This is a genomic window from Micromonospora alfalfae (assembly GCF_022230925.1).
Lineage (GTDB): Bacteria > Actinomycetota > Actinomycetes > Mycobacteriales > Micromonosporaceae > Micromonospora > Micromonospora alfalfae.
Genome location: NZ_JAKKFH010000007.1, coordinates 43438 through 61107, shown reverse-complemented (window position 1 = coordinate 61107; position 17670 = coordinate 43438). Strand labels below are relative to the sequence as shown.

12 protein-coding genes are annotated in these 17670 nt (G+C 68.0%); all 12 read right to left on the bottom strand.

Going from position 1 to position 17670, the window contains the following annotated elements:
• Positions 1-311: 311 nt before the first annotated feature.
• Positions 312-1505, bottom strand: a complete 1194-nt coding sequence (tuf, locus tag MED01_RS06115; protein WP_030489585.1) for an elongation factor Tu — start codon at positions 1503-1505, stop codon at positions 312-314.
• Positions 1506-1717: 212 nt separating this feature from the next.
• A complete protein-coding gene (gene fusA / locus MED01_RS06110; protein ID WP_308193421.1) occupies positions 1718-3814 on the bottom strand; it encodes an elongation factor G in 2097 nt (698 codons plus the stop codon).
• A 74-nt stretch (positions 3815-3888) separates the two neighbouring features.
• Entirely contained in the window at positions 3889-4359 is a 471-nt protein-coding gene (gene rpsG / locus MED01_RS06105; protein ID WP_007465317.1) for a 30S ribosomal protein S7, read from the bottom strand.
• 1 nt (position 4360) lies between these two features.
• Positions 4361-4735: a 30S ribosomal protein S12 gene (gene rpsL, locus MED01_RS06100; RefSeq protein WP_007465318.1), complete on the bottom strand. Its 375-nt coding sequence runs from the start codon at positions 4733-4735 to the stop codon at positions 4361-4363.
• Positions 4736-5243: 508 nt separating this feature from the next.
• Positions 5244-5624 (bottom strand): hypothetical protein, encoded by a 381-nt coding sequence (locus tag MED01_RS06095; protein ID WP_238667532.1) that lies wholly within the window; start codon positions 5622-5624, stop codon positions 5244-5246.
• A 649-nt stretch (positions 5625-6273) separates the two neighbouring features.
• Entirely contained in the window at positions 6274-6642 is a 369-nt protein-coding gene (locus tag MED01_RS06090) for a hypothetical protein (RefSeq protein ID WP_238667531.1), read from the bottom strand.
• Positions 6643-6736: 94 nt separating this feature from the next.
• Positions 6737-10624, bottom strand: coding sequence for a DNA-directed RNA polymerase subunit beta' (locus MED01_RS06085; protein WP_124858781.1), 3888 nt, complete (start codon positions 10622-10624; stop codon positions 6737-6739).
• An 80-nt stretch (positions 10625-10704) separates the two neighbouring features.
• Complete coding sequence (gene rpoB / locus MED01_RS06080) at positions 10705-14136, bottom strand: DNA-directed RNA polymerase subunit beta (RefSeq protein WP_238660443.1); 3432 nt, start codon at positions 14134-14136, stop codon at positions 10705-10707.
• Between the two features lie 569 nt (positions 14137-14705).
• Entirely contained in the window at positions 14706-15092 is a 387-nt protein-coding gene (rplL, locus tag MED01_RS06075) for a 50S ribosomal protein L7/L12 (protein WP_091402415.1), read from the bottom strand.
• Positions 15093-15146: 54 nt separating this feature from the next.
• Positions 15147-15692 carry a 50S ribosomal protein L10 gene (rplJ, locus tag MED01_RS06070; RefSeq protein WP_112584808.1) on the bottom strand — a complete coding sequence of 182 codons (546 nt, stop codon included), beginning with the start codon at positions 15690-15692 and terminating at the stop codon, positions 15147-15149.
• A gap of 340 nt (positions 15693-16032) precedes the next feature.
• Complete coding sequence (locus MED01_RS06065) at positions 16033-16722, bottom strand: hypothetical protein (RefSeq protein ID WP_238667530.1); 690 nt, start codon at positions 16720-16722, stop codon at positions 16033-16035.
• Complete coding sequence (locus MED01_RS06060; protein ID WP_238667529.1) at positions 16719-17609, bottom strand: ATP-binding cassette domain-containing protein; 891 nt, start codon at positions 17607-17609, stop codon at positions 16719-16721. The genes MED01_RS06065 and MED01_RS06060 overlap by 4 nt, the downstream gene beginning before the upstream one ends.
• Positions 17610-17670 lie beyond the last annotated feature (61 nt).

Sequence of the window (17670 nt, the reverse complement as noted above, 5' to 3'; positions counted from 1 at the left end):
GGCGCCTGTACCGGCTGGCACAGGCCCACTTCGCCGACCCCCGCGGTCGGGCGTGTCGCGCCCTCGGGCCGAGCTCCGCCCCTAGGTACCGGAGTGGTGCTGACCGCACGGGGGGTCAAGGCGCCGATCGCATTACCGCGACCTGAACGCCGTACGAGGGTGGTTGGCGACTGGGCCGCCAACCACCCTACGCTCGACTGCCTCGCCACCCGGAGGTTCAGCGAAAGCCGAACACAGGCGACGAACTGTCGTTACGCAACCTGACTAGTATGCCGCACGACCGGCGGCGGGTCTAATCGGGGTTACCTAGTTCACTTGTTAATCTTGGTGACGAACCCGGCGCCGACGGTGCGGCCACCCTCGCGGATCGCGAACTTGAGGTTCTCCTCCATGGCGATGGGCTGGATCAGCTTCACCGACATGGACGTGTTGTCACCCGGCATGACCATCTCGGTGCCCTCGGGGAGGGTGACGACACCGGTGACGTCAGTGGTCCGGAAGTAGAACTGCGGACGGTAGTTCTGGAAGAACGGGGTGTGACGGCCACCCTCCTCCTTGGAGAGGATGTAGACCGTCGCCTCGAACTCCGTGTGCGGGGTGTTCGAGCCCGGCTTCACGACGACCATGCCGCGCTCGACCTCGTCGCGCTTGGTACCACGCAGCAGCAGGCCGACGTTCTCGCCTGCGCGGGCGTCGTCCAGGGTCTTCCGGAACATCTCGATCGCGGTGACCTTGGTCTTGAAGCTCTTCTCCTTGATACCGACGAGCTCAACATCCTCGTTCGGCAGGAGAACGCCGCGCTCCACGCGACCGGTGACGACGGTGCCACGACCAGTGATCGTGAAGACGTCCTCAACCGGCATCAGGAACGGCTTGTCAACCTCGCGCTCCGGCTGCGGGATCGAGGTGTCGACAGCGGTCATCAGGTCCAGCAGCTTGCCGGTCCACTCGGGGTCACCCTCGAGGGCCTTCAGCGCCGAAACCCGAACGACCGGCAGGTCGTCACCCGGGTACTCCTGCGAGGAGAGCAGCTCACGGACCTCGAGCTCGACGAGCTCCAGGAGCTCCTCGTCATCGACCATGTCGCTCTTGTTGAGCGCCACGACGATGTACGGCACACCGACCTGACGGGCCAGCAGCACGTGCTCGCGGGTCTGCGGCATCGGGCCGTCGGTCGCCGCGACCACCAGGATCGCGCCGTCCATCTGCGCGGCACCGGTGATCATGTTCTTGATGTAGTCGGCGTGCCCAGGGCAGTCGACGTGCGCGTAGTGCCGCGACTCGGTCTGGTACTCGACGTGCGCGATCGAGATCGTGATGCCGCGGGCCTTCTCCTCCGGCGCCTTGTCGATCTCGTCGAACGGCGTGTAGGGGTTCAGGTCCGGGTACTGGTCGTGCAGGACCTTGGTGATGGCCGCCGTCAGCGTCGTCTTACCGTGGTCGATGTGACCAATGGTGCCGATGTTGACGTGCGGCTTAGTCCGCTCGAACTTAGCCTTCGCCACTGGTGTCCTCCTGTGGACTTCTTGGTTCGTACGCCCGGCGCGCCGGTCGGCGCTTAGGACTCTGTCGACAGCCTTTCCGGCCTGACGGCCGGAGAGCCTTTGTGGGTTCTGCGGCGATGAAGCCTACAGGCCCGGTCTCACGCGATCCGATCGTGGTGGCCGCGAGCGGGTGAACCCTCCCGCGACCAACCACGAATCACCTGCTCAGAGCGTTACTCGCCCGTTGCCTTGGCGATGATCTCCTTCGCGACGCTCTGCGGAACCTCGGCGTAGGAGTCGAACTGCATGCTGTAGCTAGCCCGGCCCTGGGTCTTCGACCGCAGGTCGCCGACGTAGCCGAACATCTCCGACAACGGCACCAGGGCCCGGACGATGCGGGCGCCGCTGCGCTCCTCCATCGCCTGGATGATGCCGCGGCGGGAGTTGAGGTCACCGATGACGTCACCCATGTTCTCCTCAGGAGTGGTGACTTCAACGGCCATCATCGGCTCGAGCAGTGCCGGATCGGCCTTGCGGGCCGCGTCCTTCATCACCATCGAGCCGGCGATCTTGAATGCCATTTCCGACGAGTCGACCTCGTGGTACTGGCCGTCCAGCAGGGTCAGCTTCACGCCGACCAGCGGGAAGCCCGCCAGGATGCCGTACTGCAGCGCGTCCTGCGCACCGGCGTCCACCGAGGGGATGAACTCCCGGGGGATGCGGCCGCCGCTGACGGCGTTGGCGAACTCGTAGGTCGGCGAGTCGTTGTCCAGCGGAAGCGGCTCGACGCTCACGATCACGCGGGCGTACTGGCCGGAACCACCGGTCTGCTTCTTGTGGGTGTACTCGACCTTGTCCACCTTGCGGCGGATGGTCTCGCGGTACGCCACCTGCGGCTTGCCGACGTTCGCCTCGACGTTGAACTCGCGGCGCATACGGTCGACCAGGATGTCCAGGTGCAGCTCACCCATGCCGGAGATGACCGTCTGACCGGTCTCCTCGTCCAACTGGACGCGGAAGGTCGGGTCCTCCTCGGCCAGGCGCTGGATGGCAGTGCCCAGCTTCTCCTGGTCGGACTTGGTCTTCGGCTCGATCGCCACCGAGATGACCGGCTCCGGGAAGGTCATCGACTCCAGGATCACCGGGTTCGCCGGGTCGGAGAGAGTGTCGCCGGTGGTGGTCTGCTTGAGACCCTGCACGGCGATGATGTCGCCGGCCTGCGCCGACGGACGCTCTTCCCGCTTGTTGGCGTGCATCTGGTAGATCTTGCCGATCCGCTCCTTGCGGTCCTTGGTGGAGTTGACCACCTGGGAACCGGAATCGAGCGTGCCGGAGTAGACCCGCACGTAGGTGAGCTTGCCCAGGTGCTTGTCCGTCTGGATCTTGAAGGCCAGGCCGGAGAAGGGCTCCGAGTTGGACGGCTTACGCAGCAGCGGGGTCTCGCCGTCGGTGGCCGTACCCTCGATCGCCGGAACGTCCAGCGGCGACGGCAGGAAGTCGACAACGGCGTCGAGCATGGGCTGAACGCCCTTGTTCTTGAACGCCGAGCCGCAGAGCACCGGGTTGGCCTTGCCGGCGATGGTGGCACGCCGGATGGCGGCCTTGATCTCCTCGACGGAGATCTCGTCGCCCTCCAGGTACTTCTCCATCACCGCGTCGTCGACGTCGGCGAGGGTCTCCATCAGCTTCTCGCGCCACTCGGCCGCGGAGTCGGCCAGCTCGGCCGGGATCTCCTCAACCGCGTAGTCCTCACCCTTCTGGGTCTCCCCACGCCAGGTGAGCGCGCGCATGCCGATCAGGTCGACGACACCGATGTGGTCACCCTCGAGCCCGATCGGGATCTGGAGCACCAGCGGGGTGGCGTTCAACCGGTCGATCATCATCTGCACGCAGCGGAAGAAGTCGGCGCCGGTCCGGTCGAGCTTGTTGACGAAGCACATACGCGGGACGTTGTACTTGTCGGCCTGCCGCCAGACGTTCTCCGTCTGCGGTTCCACGCCGGCGACACCGTCGTAGACCGCTACCGCACCATCCAGGACCCGCAACGACCGCTCGACCTCGACCGTGAAGTCAACGTGGCCAGGCGTGTCGATGATCTGGATCGTGTGGTCTTTCCACTCACACTTGGTAGCAGCGGAGGTGATGGTGATACCACGCTCCTGCTCCTGCTCCATCCAGTCCATGACGGCAGCGCCCTCGTGGACCTCACCGATCTTGTACGTGATGCCGGTGTAGAACAGGATTCGCTCGGTGGTCGTGGTCTTACCGGCATCGATGTGCGCCATGATGCCGATGTTGCGTACCTTGGCGAGCGCGTCTGCGGCGGCCACTTCAATCCCTACTTATCGTCGTCTCGACTCAACTGGTGGCGGTTCCGGCGCCCGGAGGCGCCGGAACCAGGGTGTTACCAGCGGTAGTGCGCGAAGGCCTTGTTCGACTCGGCCATCTTGTGCGTGTCCTCGCGCCGCTTGACGGCGGCACCGAGGCCGTTGCTCGCGTCCAGCAGCTCGTTCATCAGCCGCTCGACCATGGTCTTCTCGCGCCGGGCGCGGGAGTACGTGACCAGCCAGCGCAGGCCCAGGGTGGTCGCCCGGGTCGGGCGGACCTCGACCGGAACCTGGTAGGTGGCGCCACCGACACGACGGCTGCGCACCTCGAGGGTCGGCTTGACGTTGTCCATCGCCCGCTTGAGGGTGACGACCGGGTCGGTGCCGGACTTCTCGCGGCAGCCCTCGAGGGCCGCGTACACGATGGACTCGGCGAGCTGACGCTTGCCGCGGAGCAGGATCTTGTTCACCAGCTGGGTGACCAGCGGCGAGTTGTACACCGGGTCAGCGACCAGTGGCCGCCGCGGAGCGGGTCCCTTACGCGGCATGTCAGCTCTTCTCCTTCTTCGCGCCGTACCGGCTGCGCGCCTGCTTGCGGTTGCGGACACCCTGGGTGTCCAGCGAGCCGCGAACGATCTTGTAACGCACGCCGGGGAGGTCCTTCACCCGACCGCCGCGAACGAGCACGATCGAGTGCTCCTGCAGGTTGTGACCGACGCCGGGGATGTAGGCGGTCACCTCGATCTGGCTGCTGAGCTTCACGCGAGCGACCTTGCGCAGCGCCGAGTTCGGCTTCTTCGGGGTGGTGGTGTACACGCGGGTGCACACGCCGCGCCGCTGAGGGGAACCCTTCAGCGCCGGGGTCTTGGTCTTGGTCGTCTTCGCCTGACGGCCCTTTCGGACCAGCTGCTGGATCGTGGGCACCGGGTTTCTCCGCTCCCTTCGGCCGCATCCGCGGCCGCGCCGTCTGCTCGTTAGCCGGCCTGATGACCGGCTCTCCTACATTCCGACCAGGGTCGCCTTGCGGAGACCCCGGCACCCGCGGTCGGGCGTGTCGCCCTCGTCACGGCCCCGTTGCGACGCTCTCGCGTTCGTACCGGGTTTTGTCACCGGCACGCGGGTCGCCCCGCCCCGGATCTTTGGCTTGTCGTGCCGCCGCCCGTAAGCCGGAAACAGCGCACGCACGAGTTGCCCGGGCATGCCCGGGCACAAGGGGAAAGAGTACCTACCACAACCGCCCAGGTCAAAACGGAATGGCCCGGCGACTGTCTCACACCCGCCGGCCGGATCTCGTCCTGCCCCGTCGCCCGCGATGGGCACCTACGAATGTAAGTGTACCGGCTTCCCCGCAGAAGCACCCATCGCCCCCGGGGTGACCGGAAGCCTTCCGCGGAAAACCCCCGCCAGGTGCCGGATCTCTCGGTGACGACCCTCACGTCAGTGTGAGAAGCAGGGCAAGACCCAGGCCCAGCAGGCTGAGCAGTGCCCCCGCCGCGCCGCAGCTGATCCCGGCCATCGCCAACCCGCGGCCGGTGAACTGGACCGCGGAGGGCGCTGTGGGCCGCCCGATCTGCCGCCGGCCGAGCAGCCCGATGACGACCGCCGCCCCGCCGGCCAGCACACCCAGCGCGGCGAACGCCCCGGAGGCCCAGGCCCCGCCGTCGTTCTTGAAGGCCACTCCGAAGCAGATCACCAGCAGTGAGACCAGGAGTGAGGCGATCCCCGCCACCAGCGCCCCGATGGCCAGCCCGGAGGTGACCGGTGCCACGTCCAGGTGCACGACGCCGAACGGCGTACCCGAAATCGCCTCCACCCGCTTCGGCGGCCGACGCTGGTCGTCGGTGGGCGGCGGTACCGAACGCCCCGGTGTGCCACCCCACCCCGGGCCGTGCCCCGGCGGCGGTGGACCCCAGCCGTACGGCGCCCCGGGCCCAGACGACGGCGGACCCCAGCCGGGCGGCGTCCCAGGCCCAGACGGCGGCGGGCCCCAGCCGGGCGGCACCCCGGGCCCAGACGACGGCGGACCCCAGCCGGGCGGCGTCCCAGGCCCTGACGACGGCGGACCCCAGCCGTACGGCGCAGCCGGCGCAGAAGACGACGGACCCCAGCCCTGCGGCATCGAGGTCGGTGCGTTGGAGACCGGGTACGGCTGGTCGGAGCCGGGCGTCGCGGTGGTGCCCCAGCCGTTCGGACCCCAACCGGGGTGCGGCGCCGCAGGGGGCGGCGGGCCCGGGTTGGAGACCGGTTGGTGCGTCTCGCCGCTCGGGCCGGGTCGCGCCCAGTCGCTCGGCTCGGATGGCGGAGCCGGGGGGTCCGGCGGGCCGGCCGGTTCGTCCGCAGGGGGCCGCGCCGGTTCCGTCACGAGGTCCTCCTGTCGAAAGGCCGCCACCGCCACTCGGCGGACACCGGCCAGGCTACCGCCGCGAGCACCGCCGCCCGCGCCGGGCGCGGCCACCGGTGGCTCAGTCCATGTTCGCCGGGTAGTCGTGGCCGAACGGGGCGCCGGCCAACCGGACCACCCCGATGACCACCGCGGCCACCACGCTGACCGCCACCAGCACCAGGCCGGTCCAGGCCATCCACTCCCCCCGTCGCAGCCAGACGCCGCCGGTCAGGAAACCCCCGGAGGCGTACGCCTCCCGGCGCGCCTGCCGGGCCAGTTGCAGGGCCACCGTGGCCGGCACCACGCCACCGATGAACAGCCCGGTCAACATGCCGAGCAGGCCCAGCGCGAAGACCGCCCGTGCCTTCGTGGCGCGGGCCGGGTCCGGGTCCAGCGGGTGGCGCATGCCCTGCTGGGCGACGGACACCTGCCCGGGTGCTGTCGTCATCTCCCCATCATGCCGAACCCGGCGCAGGGGTGGGTGGGCACGGACACGACGAGGCCCCCGGCTTTCACCGGGGGCCTCGTCGTGTGACTGGTGCTTAGCGGTACGACCCGAAGTCGAAGTCGTCCAGCGGCACTGCCTGCCCGCTGGCCGGCCCGAACCCGTAGTCGGTCTCCGGGTAACCGGTCATCGAGTAGACCTTGGCCTTGGCCTCCTCGGTCGGCTCGACCCGGACGTTGCGGTACTTGCTGATGCCCGTACCGGCCGGGATGAGCTTTCCGATGATCACGTTCTCCTTGAGGCCGACCAGCGAGTCGCTGCGCGAGTTGATCGCAGCGTCGGTCAGCACCCGGGTGGTCTCCTGGAAGGAGGCCGCCGAGAGCCAGGAGTCGGTGGCCAGCGAGGCCTTGGTGATACCCATCAGCACCGGACGGCCAGCGGCGGGCTCGCCGCCCTCCGAGACGAGTCGGCGGTTCTCCGACTCGAACAGCGCCCGGTCAACGAGCACACCCGGCAGGAACTCGGTCGAGCCGGAGTCGATGACCGTCACCCGCTTGAGCATCTGGCGGATGATGATCTCGATGTGCTTGTCGTGGATGAGCACACCCTGCGAGCGGTAGACCTCCTGGACCTCACTGGTCAGGTGGACCTGGACCGCCCGCGGACCCATGATCCGCAGCAGCTCGTGCGGGTCGATGGTGCCCTCGGTCAGCTTCTCGCCGACAGCGACGTGACCGCCGTCGTGGGTACGGAGCTTGACCCGCTTCGAGATCTTGTCGTAGACGATCTCTTCGCTGCCGTCGTCCGGCACCACGATGATCTTGCGCGAGCGCTCGCCATCCTCGATCCGGATCCGACCGGGGGTGTCGGCGATGGGCGCCTTACCCTTCGGGACCCGAGCCTCGAAGATTTCCTGAACACGCGGCAGACCCTGGGTGATGTCCTCACCCGCGACACCACCGGTGTGGAAGGTACGCATCGTCAGCTGCGTACCGGGCTCACCGATGGACTGGGCGGCGATGATGCCGACCGCCTCGCCGATGTCGACCGACTTACCGGTCGGCAGCGACCGGCCGTAGCAGGCCGCGCAGACGCCCAGCTTCGACTCGCAGGTGAGCACGCTGCGCACCCGGACCGTCTCCACACCAGCGGCGACGATCTTGTCGACCCCGATGGAGTTGATGTCCTGACCGCGCTCAGCCACCACGGTGCCGTCCGGCCCCTTGATGTCGTCGGCGAGGGTCCGGGCGTGCACGCTGGTCTCGGCGTGGGTGTGGACGACGAGCTTGCCGTCCAGCTTCTCGCCGATCTGCATCGGGATCGCCCGGTCGGTGCCGCAGTCCTCTTCGCGGATGATGACGTCCTGCGAGACGTCCACCAGACGACGGGTCAGGTAACCCGAGTCGGCGGTACGCAGCGCGGTGTCGGCAAGACCCTTACGGGCACCGTGCGTGGAGATGAAGTACTCCAGCACGGACAGACCCTCCCGGTAGCTGGCCTTGATCGGCCGCGGGATGATCTCGCCCTTGGGGTTGGCCACCAGACCACGGATCGCCGCGATCTGCCGGAGCTGGAGCAGGTTACCGCGAGCACCCGAGTTGATCATCTTCCACAGTGGGTTCTCCTGCGGCAGCGCGGTGTCCATCTCCTTGGCGACCTCGTTGGTCGCCTTGGTCCAGATCTCGATGAGCTCGCCGCGACGCTCCTCGGCGGTCATCAGACCACGCTGGTACTGCTTGTCGATCTGGTCGGCGTCCTTCTCGTACCGCGCCAGGATCTCCGCCTTGCGCGGCGGAGCGATGACGTCCTCCATGCCGATCGTCACGCCGGACCAGGTGGCCCAGTGGAAACCGGCCTCCTTGAGCCCGTCCAGGGTGGCGGCAAGCGCCACCTTGGGGAAGCGCTCGGCGAGGTCGTTGACGATCGCGGAGAGCTGACCCTTGCGGATCTCGTAGTTCACGAAGCGGTAGCCCTGCGGCAGCGTCTCGTTGAACAGCACCCGACCCAGCGTGGTCTCCACGGTCAGCGGGTCACCCTCGACCCAGCCCTCCGGGGCGCTCCACGCCTCGGAGCCGTTGCCGTTGTCGACACCGACCACGCCGCGCAGGCGGATCTTCACCGGCGCCTGGAGGTGCAGCTCGCCGTTGTCGAAGGCCATCCGCGCCTCGGCGTCCGAGCTGAACGCCCGGCCCTCGCCCTTCTCACCGGCGGTGAGGTGGGTGAGGTGGTACAGACCGATGACCATGTCCTGGGTAGGCATGGTGACCGGCTTACCGTCGGCCGGCTTGAGGATGTTGTTCGACGACAGCATCAGGATCCGCGCCTCGGCCTGAGCCTCGGCGGACAGCGGCACGTGCACCGCCATCTGGTCACCATCGAAGTCGGCGTTGAACGCGGTGCAGACCAGCGGGTGGATCTGGATCGCCTTGCCCTCGACCAGCTGCGGCTCGAAGGCCTGGATGCCCAGGCGGTGCAGGGTCGGCGCCCGGTTGAGCAGCACCGGGTGCTCGCCGATGACCTCTTCCAGCACGTCCCACACGACCGGGCGCTGACGCTCGACCATCCGCTTGGCGGACTTGATGTTCTGTGCGTGGTTGAGGTCGACCAGCCGCTTCATCACGAAGGGCTTGAACAGCTCCAGCGCCATCTGCTTGGGCAGACCGCACTGGTGCAGCTTGAGCTTCGGGCCGACCACGATGACCGAACGGCCGGAGTAGTCGACGCGCTTGCCCAGCAGGTTCTGGCGGAACCGGCCCTGCTTGCCCTTGAGCATGTCGGACAGCGACTTCAGCGGGCGGTTACCCGGGCCGGTGACCGGCCGGCCGCGACGGCCGTTGTCGAACAGCGCGTCGACGGCCTCCTGGAGCATCCGCTTCTCGTTGTTGACGATGATCTCGGGCGCGCCGAGGTCGATCAGCCGCTTGAGGCGGTTGTTCCGGTTGATCACGCGGCGGTACAGGTCGTTCAGGTCGGAGGTCGCGAAGCGGCCACCGTCGAGCTGCACCATCGGGCGCAGGTCCGGCGGGATGACCGGGACGCAGTCCAGCACCATGCCGAGCGGCGAGTTGCGGGTGTTCAGGAACGCCGCGACGACCTTGAGTCGCTTGAGCGCCCGGATCTTCCGCTGGCCCTTGCCGGACCGGATGGTCTCCCGCAGGCTCTCGGCCTCGGCGTCGAGGTCCATGTTCTGGACCAGCGCCTTGATCGCCTCGGCGCCCATGGAACCGGTGAAGTACTCACCGAACCGGTCGCGCAGCTCGCGGTAGAGCAGCTCGTCGGTGACCAGCTGCTTCGGCTCCAGCTTGCGGAAGGTGTCCAGCACCTCGTCCAGGCGGTCGATCTCGCGCTGGGCCCGGTCGCGGATCTGGCGCATCTCGCGCTCTCCGCCCTCCTTGACCTTGCGCCGGACGTCCGCCTTGGCACCCTCGGCCTCCAGCTCGGCCAGGTCGGCCTCGAGCTTGGCGGCCCGCTTCTCGATCTCCGAGTCGCGGCTGTTCTCGGACTGCCGCTTCTCGGCCAGGATCTCGTTCTCGATCGTCGAGAGGTCGCGGTGACGCGACTCCGCGTCCACGCTCGTCACGACGTACGAGGCGAAGTAGATGATCTTCTCGAGGTCCTTGGGAGCGAGGTCCAGCAGGTAACCCAGCCGGCTCGGAACGCCCTTGAAGTACCAGATGTGGGTCACCGGAGCGGCGAGCTCGATGTGCCCCATCCGCTCACGGCGGACCTTGGAGCGAGTCACCTCGACGCCGCAGCGCTCACAGATGATGCCCTTGAACCGGACGCGCTTGTACTTACCGCAGTAGCACTCCCAGTCCCGCTGCGGACCGAAGATCTTCTCGCAGAAGAGCCCGTCCTTTTCCGGCTTCAGGGTGCGGTAGTTGATCGTCTCAGGCTTCTTGACCTCGCCGTGCGACCACTGACGGATGTCGTCGGCGGTGGCGAGACCAATGCGCAGCTCGTCGAAGAAGTTGACGTCGAGCACTATGTCCCCTATGTCGTCGTCTGTACTGCTAATTCTCGGGTGAGGTCGGGGGCCGGCGAGCCGGCCCCCGACCGCTCACCTCAGACCTCTTCGACCGAGCTCGGCTCGCGCCGGGACAGGTCGATGCCCAGCTCCTCAGCGGCCCGGAACACCTCGTCGTCGGTCTCGCGCATTTCCAGGGCCACACCGTCGCTGGAGAGCACCTCAACGTTGAGGCACAGCGACTGCAGCTCCTTGAGCAGCACCTTGAACGACTCCGGGATGCCCGGCTCCGGGATGTTCTCGCCCTTGACGATGGCCTCGTAGACCTTCACTCGGCCGAGCACGTCGTCGGACTTGATCGTGAGCAGCTCCTGCAGGGCGTAGGCAGCGCCGTACGCCTGCATCGCCCAGCACTCCATCTCACCGAAACGCTGACCACCGAACTGCGCCTTACCACCCAGCGGCTGCTGCGTGATCATCGAGTACGGGCCGGTCGAACGAGCGTGGATCTTGTCGTCGACCAGGTGGTTGAGCTTCAGGATGTAGACGTAGCCGACCGCGATCGGGTCCGGCAGCGGCTCACCGGAACGACCGTCGAACAGCTGCGCCTTGCCGGTACGACCGATGAGCTGCTTGCCGTCCCGGTTGGGCAGGGTCGACTCGAGCAGACCGGAGATCTCCTCTTCGCGAGCACCGTCGAAGACCGGGGTGGCCACGTTGGTGTCGCCCTCGGACTCGTGCGCGTCGATCGAGCGCAGCTGACGCTTCCAGTCGGCGTCGTCACCCTCGACCTTCCAACCGGTCTTGGCGACCCAACCGAGGTGGGTCTCCAGCACCTGGCCGATGTTCATCCGGCTCGGCACACCGAGCGGGTTGAGCACGATGTCGACAGGGGTGCCGTCCTCGAGGAACGGCATGTCCTCGATCGGCAGGATCTTCGAGATGACACCCTTGTTGCCGTGCCGGCCGGCGAGCTTGTCGCCGTCCTGGATCTTCCGCTTCTGGGCGACGTAAACCCGGACCAGCTCGTTGACACCCGGCGGCAACTCGTCGCCGTCCTCGCGGGAGAACGTGCGCACACCGATGACCGTGCCGGTCTCGCCGTGCGGCACCTTCAGCGAGGTGTCCCGAACCTCACGCGCCTTCTCACCGAAGATCGCGCGGAGCAGGCGCTCCTCCGGGGTCAGCTCGGTCTCACCCTTGGGCGTGACCTTGCCGACCAGGATGTCACCGGGGACGACCTCGGCGCCGATCCGGATGATGCCGCGCTCGTCGAGGTCAGCGAGCATTTCCTCGCTGACGTTCGGGATGTCGCGGGTGATCTCCTCCGGACCGAGCTTGGTGTCCCGGGCGTCGACCTCGTGCTCCTCGATGTGGATCGAGGTGAGCACGTCCTGCTGCACGAGGCGCTGCGACAGGATGATCGCGTCCTCGTAGTTGTGGCCCTCCCAGCACATGAACGCCACCAGAAGGTTGCGTCCGAGTGCCATCTCGCCCTCGTCGGTGCACGGACCGTCGGCGATGACCTGACCGGCCTCGACGCGGTCGCCCTCGAAGACGACAGGCTTCTGGTTGACGCAGGAGCCGGCGTTGGAGCGGCGGAACTTGTGCAGCAGGTACGTCCGGCGGTGGCCGTCATCCTGGTGGATGGTGACGTAGTCGGCGCAGAGATCCTCGATCACACCGCCGACCTCGGCGACCACCACGTCGCCAGCGTCGACAGCGGCCCGGTACTCCATGCCCGTACCCACGAGCGGCGCCTCAGCCTTGACCAGCGGCACCGCCTGGCGCTGCATGTTCGCGCCCATCAGTGCCCGGTTGGCGTCGTCGTGCTCGAGGAACGGGATCATGGCGGTCGCGACCGAGGTCATCTGCCGGGGCGAGACGTCCATGTAGTCGACGGCGCCGGGGAGGACGTCCTCGGTCTCGCCGCCCTTACGACGGCAGAGCACCCGCTCCTCGGCGAACGTGCCGTCAGCCTTCAGGCGCGCGTTGGCCTGGGCCTTGACGAACCGGTCCTCCTCGTCCGCGGTCAAGTAGTCGATCTGGTCGGTGACCCGACCCTCGACGACCTTCCGGTACGGCGTCTCGATGAAGCCGAACGGGTTGACCCGGGCGAAGGTGGACAGCGCGCCGATCAGGCCGATGTTCGGGCCTTCCGGCGTCTCGATCGGGCACATCCGGCCGTAGTGGGACGGGTGCACGTCGCGGACCTCGAAGCCGGCCCGCTCCCGGGACAGACCACCCGGGCCGAGCGCGCTCAGCCGACGCCGGTGGGTCAGGCCCGCCAGCGGGTTGGTCTGGTCCATGAACTGGGACAGCTGGGACGTCCCGAAGAACTCCTTGATCGCCGCCACCACCGGGCGGATGTTGATCAGGGTCTGCGGGGTGATCGCCTCGACGTCCTGCGTGGTCATCCGCTCGCGGACGACCCGCTCCATCCGGGACAGGCCGACCCGAACCTGGTTCTGGATCAGCTCGCCAACGGTACGGAGACGCCGGTTGCCGAAGTGGTCGATGTCGTCGGCCTCGTAGCCGTCCTCACCGGCGTGCAGCCGGCACAGGTACTCCACGGTGGCGACGATGTCGTCCTCGGTCAGCGTGCCGGTGGTGATCGGAACGCCGACTTCGAGCTTCTTGTTGAACTTGTAGCGCCCGACCTTGGCGACGTCGTACCTCTTCGGGTTGAAGAAGAGGTTGTCGAGCAGGGTCTGGGCGTTCTCGCGCGTCGGCGGCTCGCCAGGGCGCAGCTTGCGGTAGATGTCGAGCAGAGCCTCGTCGGCGCCGGCGATGTGGTCCTTCTCGAGCGTGGTCATCATCAGCTCGGACCAGCCGAACTTCTCACGGATCCGCTCGGCCGACCATCCGATGGCCTTGAGCAGGACGGTGACGGCCTGCCGACGCTTGCGGTCGATACGTACACCGACCGTGTCGCGCTTATCGATGTCGAACTCCAGCCAGGCACCCCGACTCGGGATGACCTTGACGCTGGAGAGGTCGCGGTCGGAGGTCTTGTCCGGCTGCTTGTCGAAGTACACGCCCGGAGACCGGACGAGCTGGCTGACCACGACGCGCTCGGTGCCGTTGATGACGAAGGTGCCCTTGGGCGTCATCATCGGGAAGTCACCCATGAACACCGTCTGGCTCTTGATCTCGCCAGTGGTGTTGTTGGTGAACTCCGCGGTCACGAAGAGCGGAGCGCAGTAGGTCAGGTCCTTCTCCTTGCACTCCTCGATCGAGGCCTTGACCTCGTCGAAGCGCGGCGCTGAGAAGGAGAGCGACATGGTGCCGGAGAAGTCCTCAATGGGACTGATCTCTTCAAGGATCTCCGCGAGACCCGATCGTGCGTGCGGGTCGTCCGCCGACCGGCCCTGCCAAGCCTCGTTGCCGACGAGCCAGTCGAAGGACTCGTTCTGAATGGCAAGGAGGTTGGGGACCTCGAGGTGTTCGGTGATCCTGCCGAATGAAACTCGGCGGGGAGCGAATGCGCTCGACGTACGACTGGTCTTCGCAGGGCGGGAAGCTGCCAAGATGCGTCCTTCCGAGGACCGGTGCTGCAGAACGGCTGGTACGCGTGCACTCCAATGACCCCACCAGAAATATCCGTAAACGGACATTTCCGAGCAGGGGTCAAGTCGGAAGGCAGCGCAAACTAGCAGTGTAGCCGAGAGGCTAACCGCTGTCCAGCCCACCCCGCAGGTTGTTTGCGGAGCGCGCCTCGGCCCCCGTCAACCGGGGTCTGCCGGGCCGCTCAGAACGCAACTCCCCACTGGGCCGCTCGGGTTACAGCGGCTGATGGTGCCGCCGCTGTCATACCCACGTCGTGGCCGTCGCAAGCGCGGTGTCTTGCTGGTGTCAGCGTGCCTGGCAGCCCCGGGCCGCGTCAAGGGCCGGTATCCGGGTTGTCCCTTGTTTCCCACTGGAGGGCGACCCGCCACGCTCGTTCGGGTCAAGGGTACCCATGGCCGGAGCCCAGCTCAGGACCGGTCGCAGCCAGATCCACCAATACGGCGGGCGGTGATCCGTGTCGGATCACCGCCCGCCGCGACGCGATGGTGTCCCAGCTCACGAGCCGGGTACGCGTTGGTGGAACGTCAGGTCACTTGAGGGTGACCTTGGCGCCCTCACCCTCGAGCTTGGCCTTCGCCTTGTCGGCGGTCTCCTTGTTGACCTTCTCCAGGATGGCCTTCGGCGCGGACTCAACCGCGTCCTTGGCCTCCTTGAGGCCCAGGCCGGTCAGCTCACGCACGACCTTGATGACCTGGATCTTCTTGCCACCGTCAGCCTCGAGGATGACGTCGAACTCATCCTGCTCCGGCTCGGCCTCGGCAGCAGCGCCGCCGCCGCCACCACCCTGGGCGATCGCGACCGGAGCGGCAGCGGTGACCTCGAAGGTCGTCTCGAACTGCTTCACGAACTCAGAGAGCTCGATCAGCGTCATCTCCTTGAACGCGTCGAGCAGCTCGTCGGTGCTGAGCTTCGCCATATCTGGCGTCCTTTCCTGATTCTGTTAAGTAAGAACTGGTGCGCCGTGGGGGCCTCAGGCCGCCTCGGCGCCCTCCTTCTCGCGCTTGTCCTGCAGTGCAGCCGCCAGACGGGCGGTCTTCGACAGCGGGGCCTGGAACAGGGCCGCGGCCTTGCTCAGGTTGCCCTTCATCGCGCCGGCCAGCTTGGCCAGCAGCACCTCGCGGGACTCAAGGTCGGCGAGCTTCGTGACCTCGGCCGCGGTGATGGCCTTGCCCTCGAAGACACCGCCCTTGATGACGAGCTTCGGGTTGGCCTTCGCGAAGTCGCGAAGCCCCTTCGCCGCCTCGACGACGTCGCCCGAAACGAAAGTCAGCGCGGTAGGACCGGTGAACAGCTCGTCGAGGCCGGTGATGCCCGCGTCCGTCGCAGCACGCTTCGCCAGCGTGTTCTTCGCGACCGTGTAGCTGGTATCGGCGCCGAGCGAGCGCCGAAGCTGGGTGAGCTGGGAAACCGTCAGACCGCGGTACTCGGTCAGCACGGTGGCGCCCGAGCTGCGGAAGCTCTCGGTCAGCTCAGCGACGGCCGTGGCCTTGTCGGCCCGGATCGGCTTGTCCGCCATGTCCCTCCTCTCTCGTTACTCGAGGCTGGTCCCCGTCTCGGCCGAAGCCGGAACGGGGGCGGAGGCAGCGCGACAACGAAAAAGCCCCGGCGCAGGGCGCACGGGGCGAGGGCCGGCGGATCGTCATGGTCGGCGGACCATGCTCACTGCCGAGTTACGCTTGCCGCCCTACGCGGGTCGCCCGTTGTCGCGGGACCTTCGACCGTGCCGAAACACGGTGACCAGCGGTCTCTGGGTGGTTCCTCATCCATGAGAACACGGATGACTGTTGAAGACTACGCGCCCCGACCAGCAGCGCCAAATCGCGCCCGGTGAGCCGCGTCACCCGCGCCAGGGCCGGTCAGCCCTGGGCCCGCCGACGCCACAGGTAACCGCCGACGACAGCGGCGCTCCAGGCCAGCGCCCACCCGCTCAGCCCCAGCATTGTCAGCGCGGCGGCGTCGCCGGCGGTGGTGCGAGCGGCCGCCATGATCGGCGGTGCCAGCCAGGGGGCCACCGAGCCGGTCAGACCGAGCACCACAGCGCCGACCCCTCCGAGGGCCAACACCGCGACGCCGTATCCGGCGCCGCCGACCGACGCGCGGCTGGCCAGCGCGCCAAGAGCAACCGCAGCGGGTACGACCAGCACATGCGCCCACAATCCCAGGGCGAGCCCGACCGGAATCGACCGCTCCTCCGGGTCGACCGGGCCGGACACCCCGCCGACCAGCCACGGAAAGAGCAGCGCGACGGCCACCGTCACCAGCGCCGTCACCACGGCGGCGAGTAGCCCGGCCAACCGCTCCCGGGCCACCCCGACGGTCACCTGCGCCAGCCGACGCTGCACGTCCGGCTCGACGTCCAACAGGATCTTGGTCTGCCAGGCGAGCACCGGAAAGAGCACTACCGCGGAGACCCCGTACGCCTCCGCCGGCTGGGCGCGGCCACCGCCGTAGAGGATGCCGAGCGTGATCAGGCCGGCGAGCAACGGCGCCAACGCCCGGCCGGTCCGCAGGAAACCGGCCAACCGCATCCGGACCAGGGCGCTCACCGGGTCTCCCCCGCTGCCGACTCGACCGCGGCGTCAACGGCGTCGGGCTGCTCGGCTGCCAGTTCCCCGGCCATCCCGAGGGGCGGCTCGGCGGGTCGGGCGGCACCGACCGACCGGGGCGGCTCGACGGGTAGGGCCTGGGATGCGGCGGTGGAGGCGTCGGAGCGTACCCGCAGCACCTGGTGGCCCTCGGCGCGCAACCGGGCGACGGTGCCGGCGACCCGCGCGGCCGGCACCGCGACCTCGACCACAGCGATCGTCTCGTCCGTCGACGACGTCTCCTCGCAGAGCGAGCCGTCGGCCACCAACCAGCGGCGCGCGGCCGGGAGCCGGACCGTCTCGCCGCGGTGGTCGCTGACCAGGACCGAGCCGTCGGCCGCGAGCACCTCGGCGATCAGTTCGGGCACCAACTCACGGGTGGCGGCGTCCAGCCCCTCCCACGGCTCGTCGAGCACCAGCAGGCCCGGTGGGCGCAGCAGCGCCTGGGCGAGACCGACCTTCTGCGCGGTGCCCTTGGACAGTTCCGGCAACCGGACCGAGCGGAACGCGGACAGCCCGAGCCGGTCCGTCCAGGAGGCCACCGCCTCGTCGGCCGCAGCCCTGCCCAGCCCCGCCACCCGGGCCATCCCGGTCAGATAGCGGGTGACAGTGAACGGTTGGTCCGCGGGGAAACGCTCCGGCACCCAGCCCACCCGCGTCGGACGGTCGGTGACCCGGCCCCGGCCCGGGCGGAGGACCCCCGCGGCCACCTGGAGCAGTGTCGACTTGCCCACCCCGTTGCGACCCAACACGATCGCCACCTCGCCGGGACCGATCCGCACGTCGATGCCTTGCAGCACCCACGGCCCCCGCCGGTGGTACCGCAACCAGACATTCTCCAGCCGCATGGCGTCGAGCCTGCCACACCTGAAACGCGCCGGGGCGCCGCCACGGTCGTGGCGGCGCCCC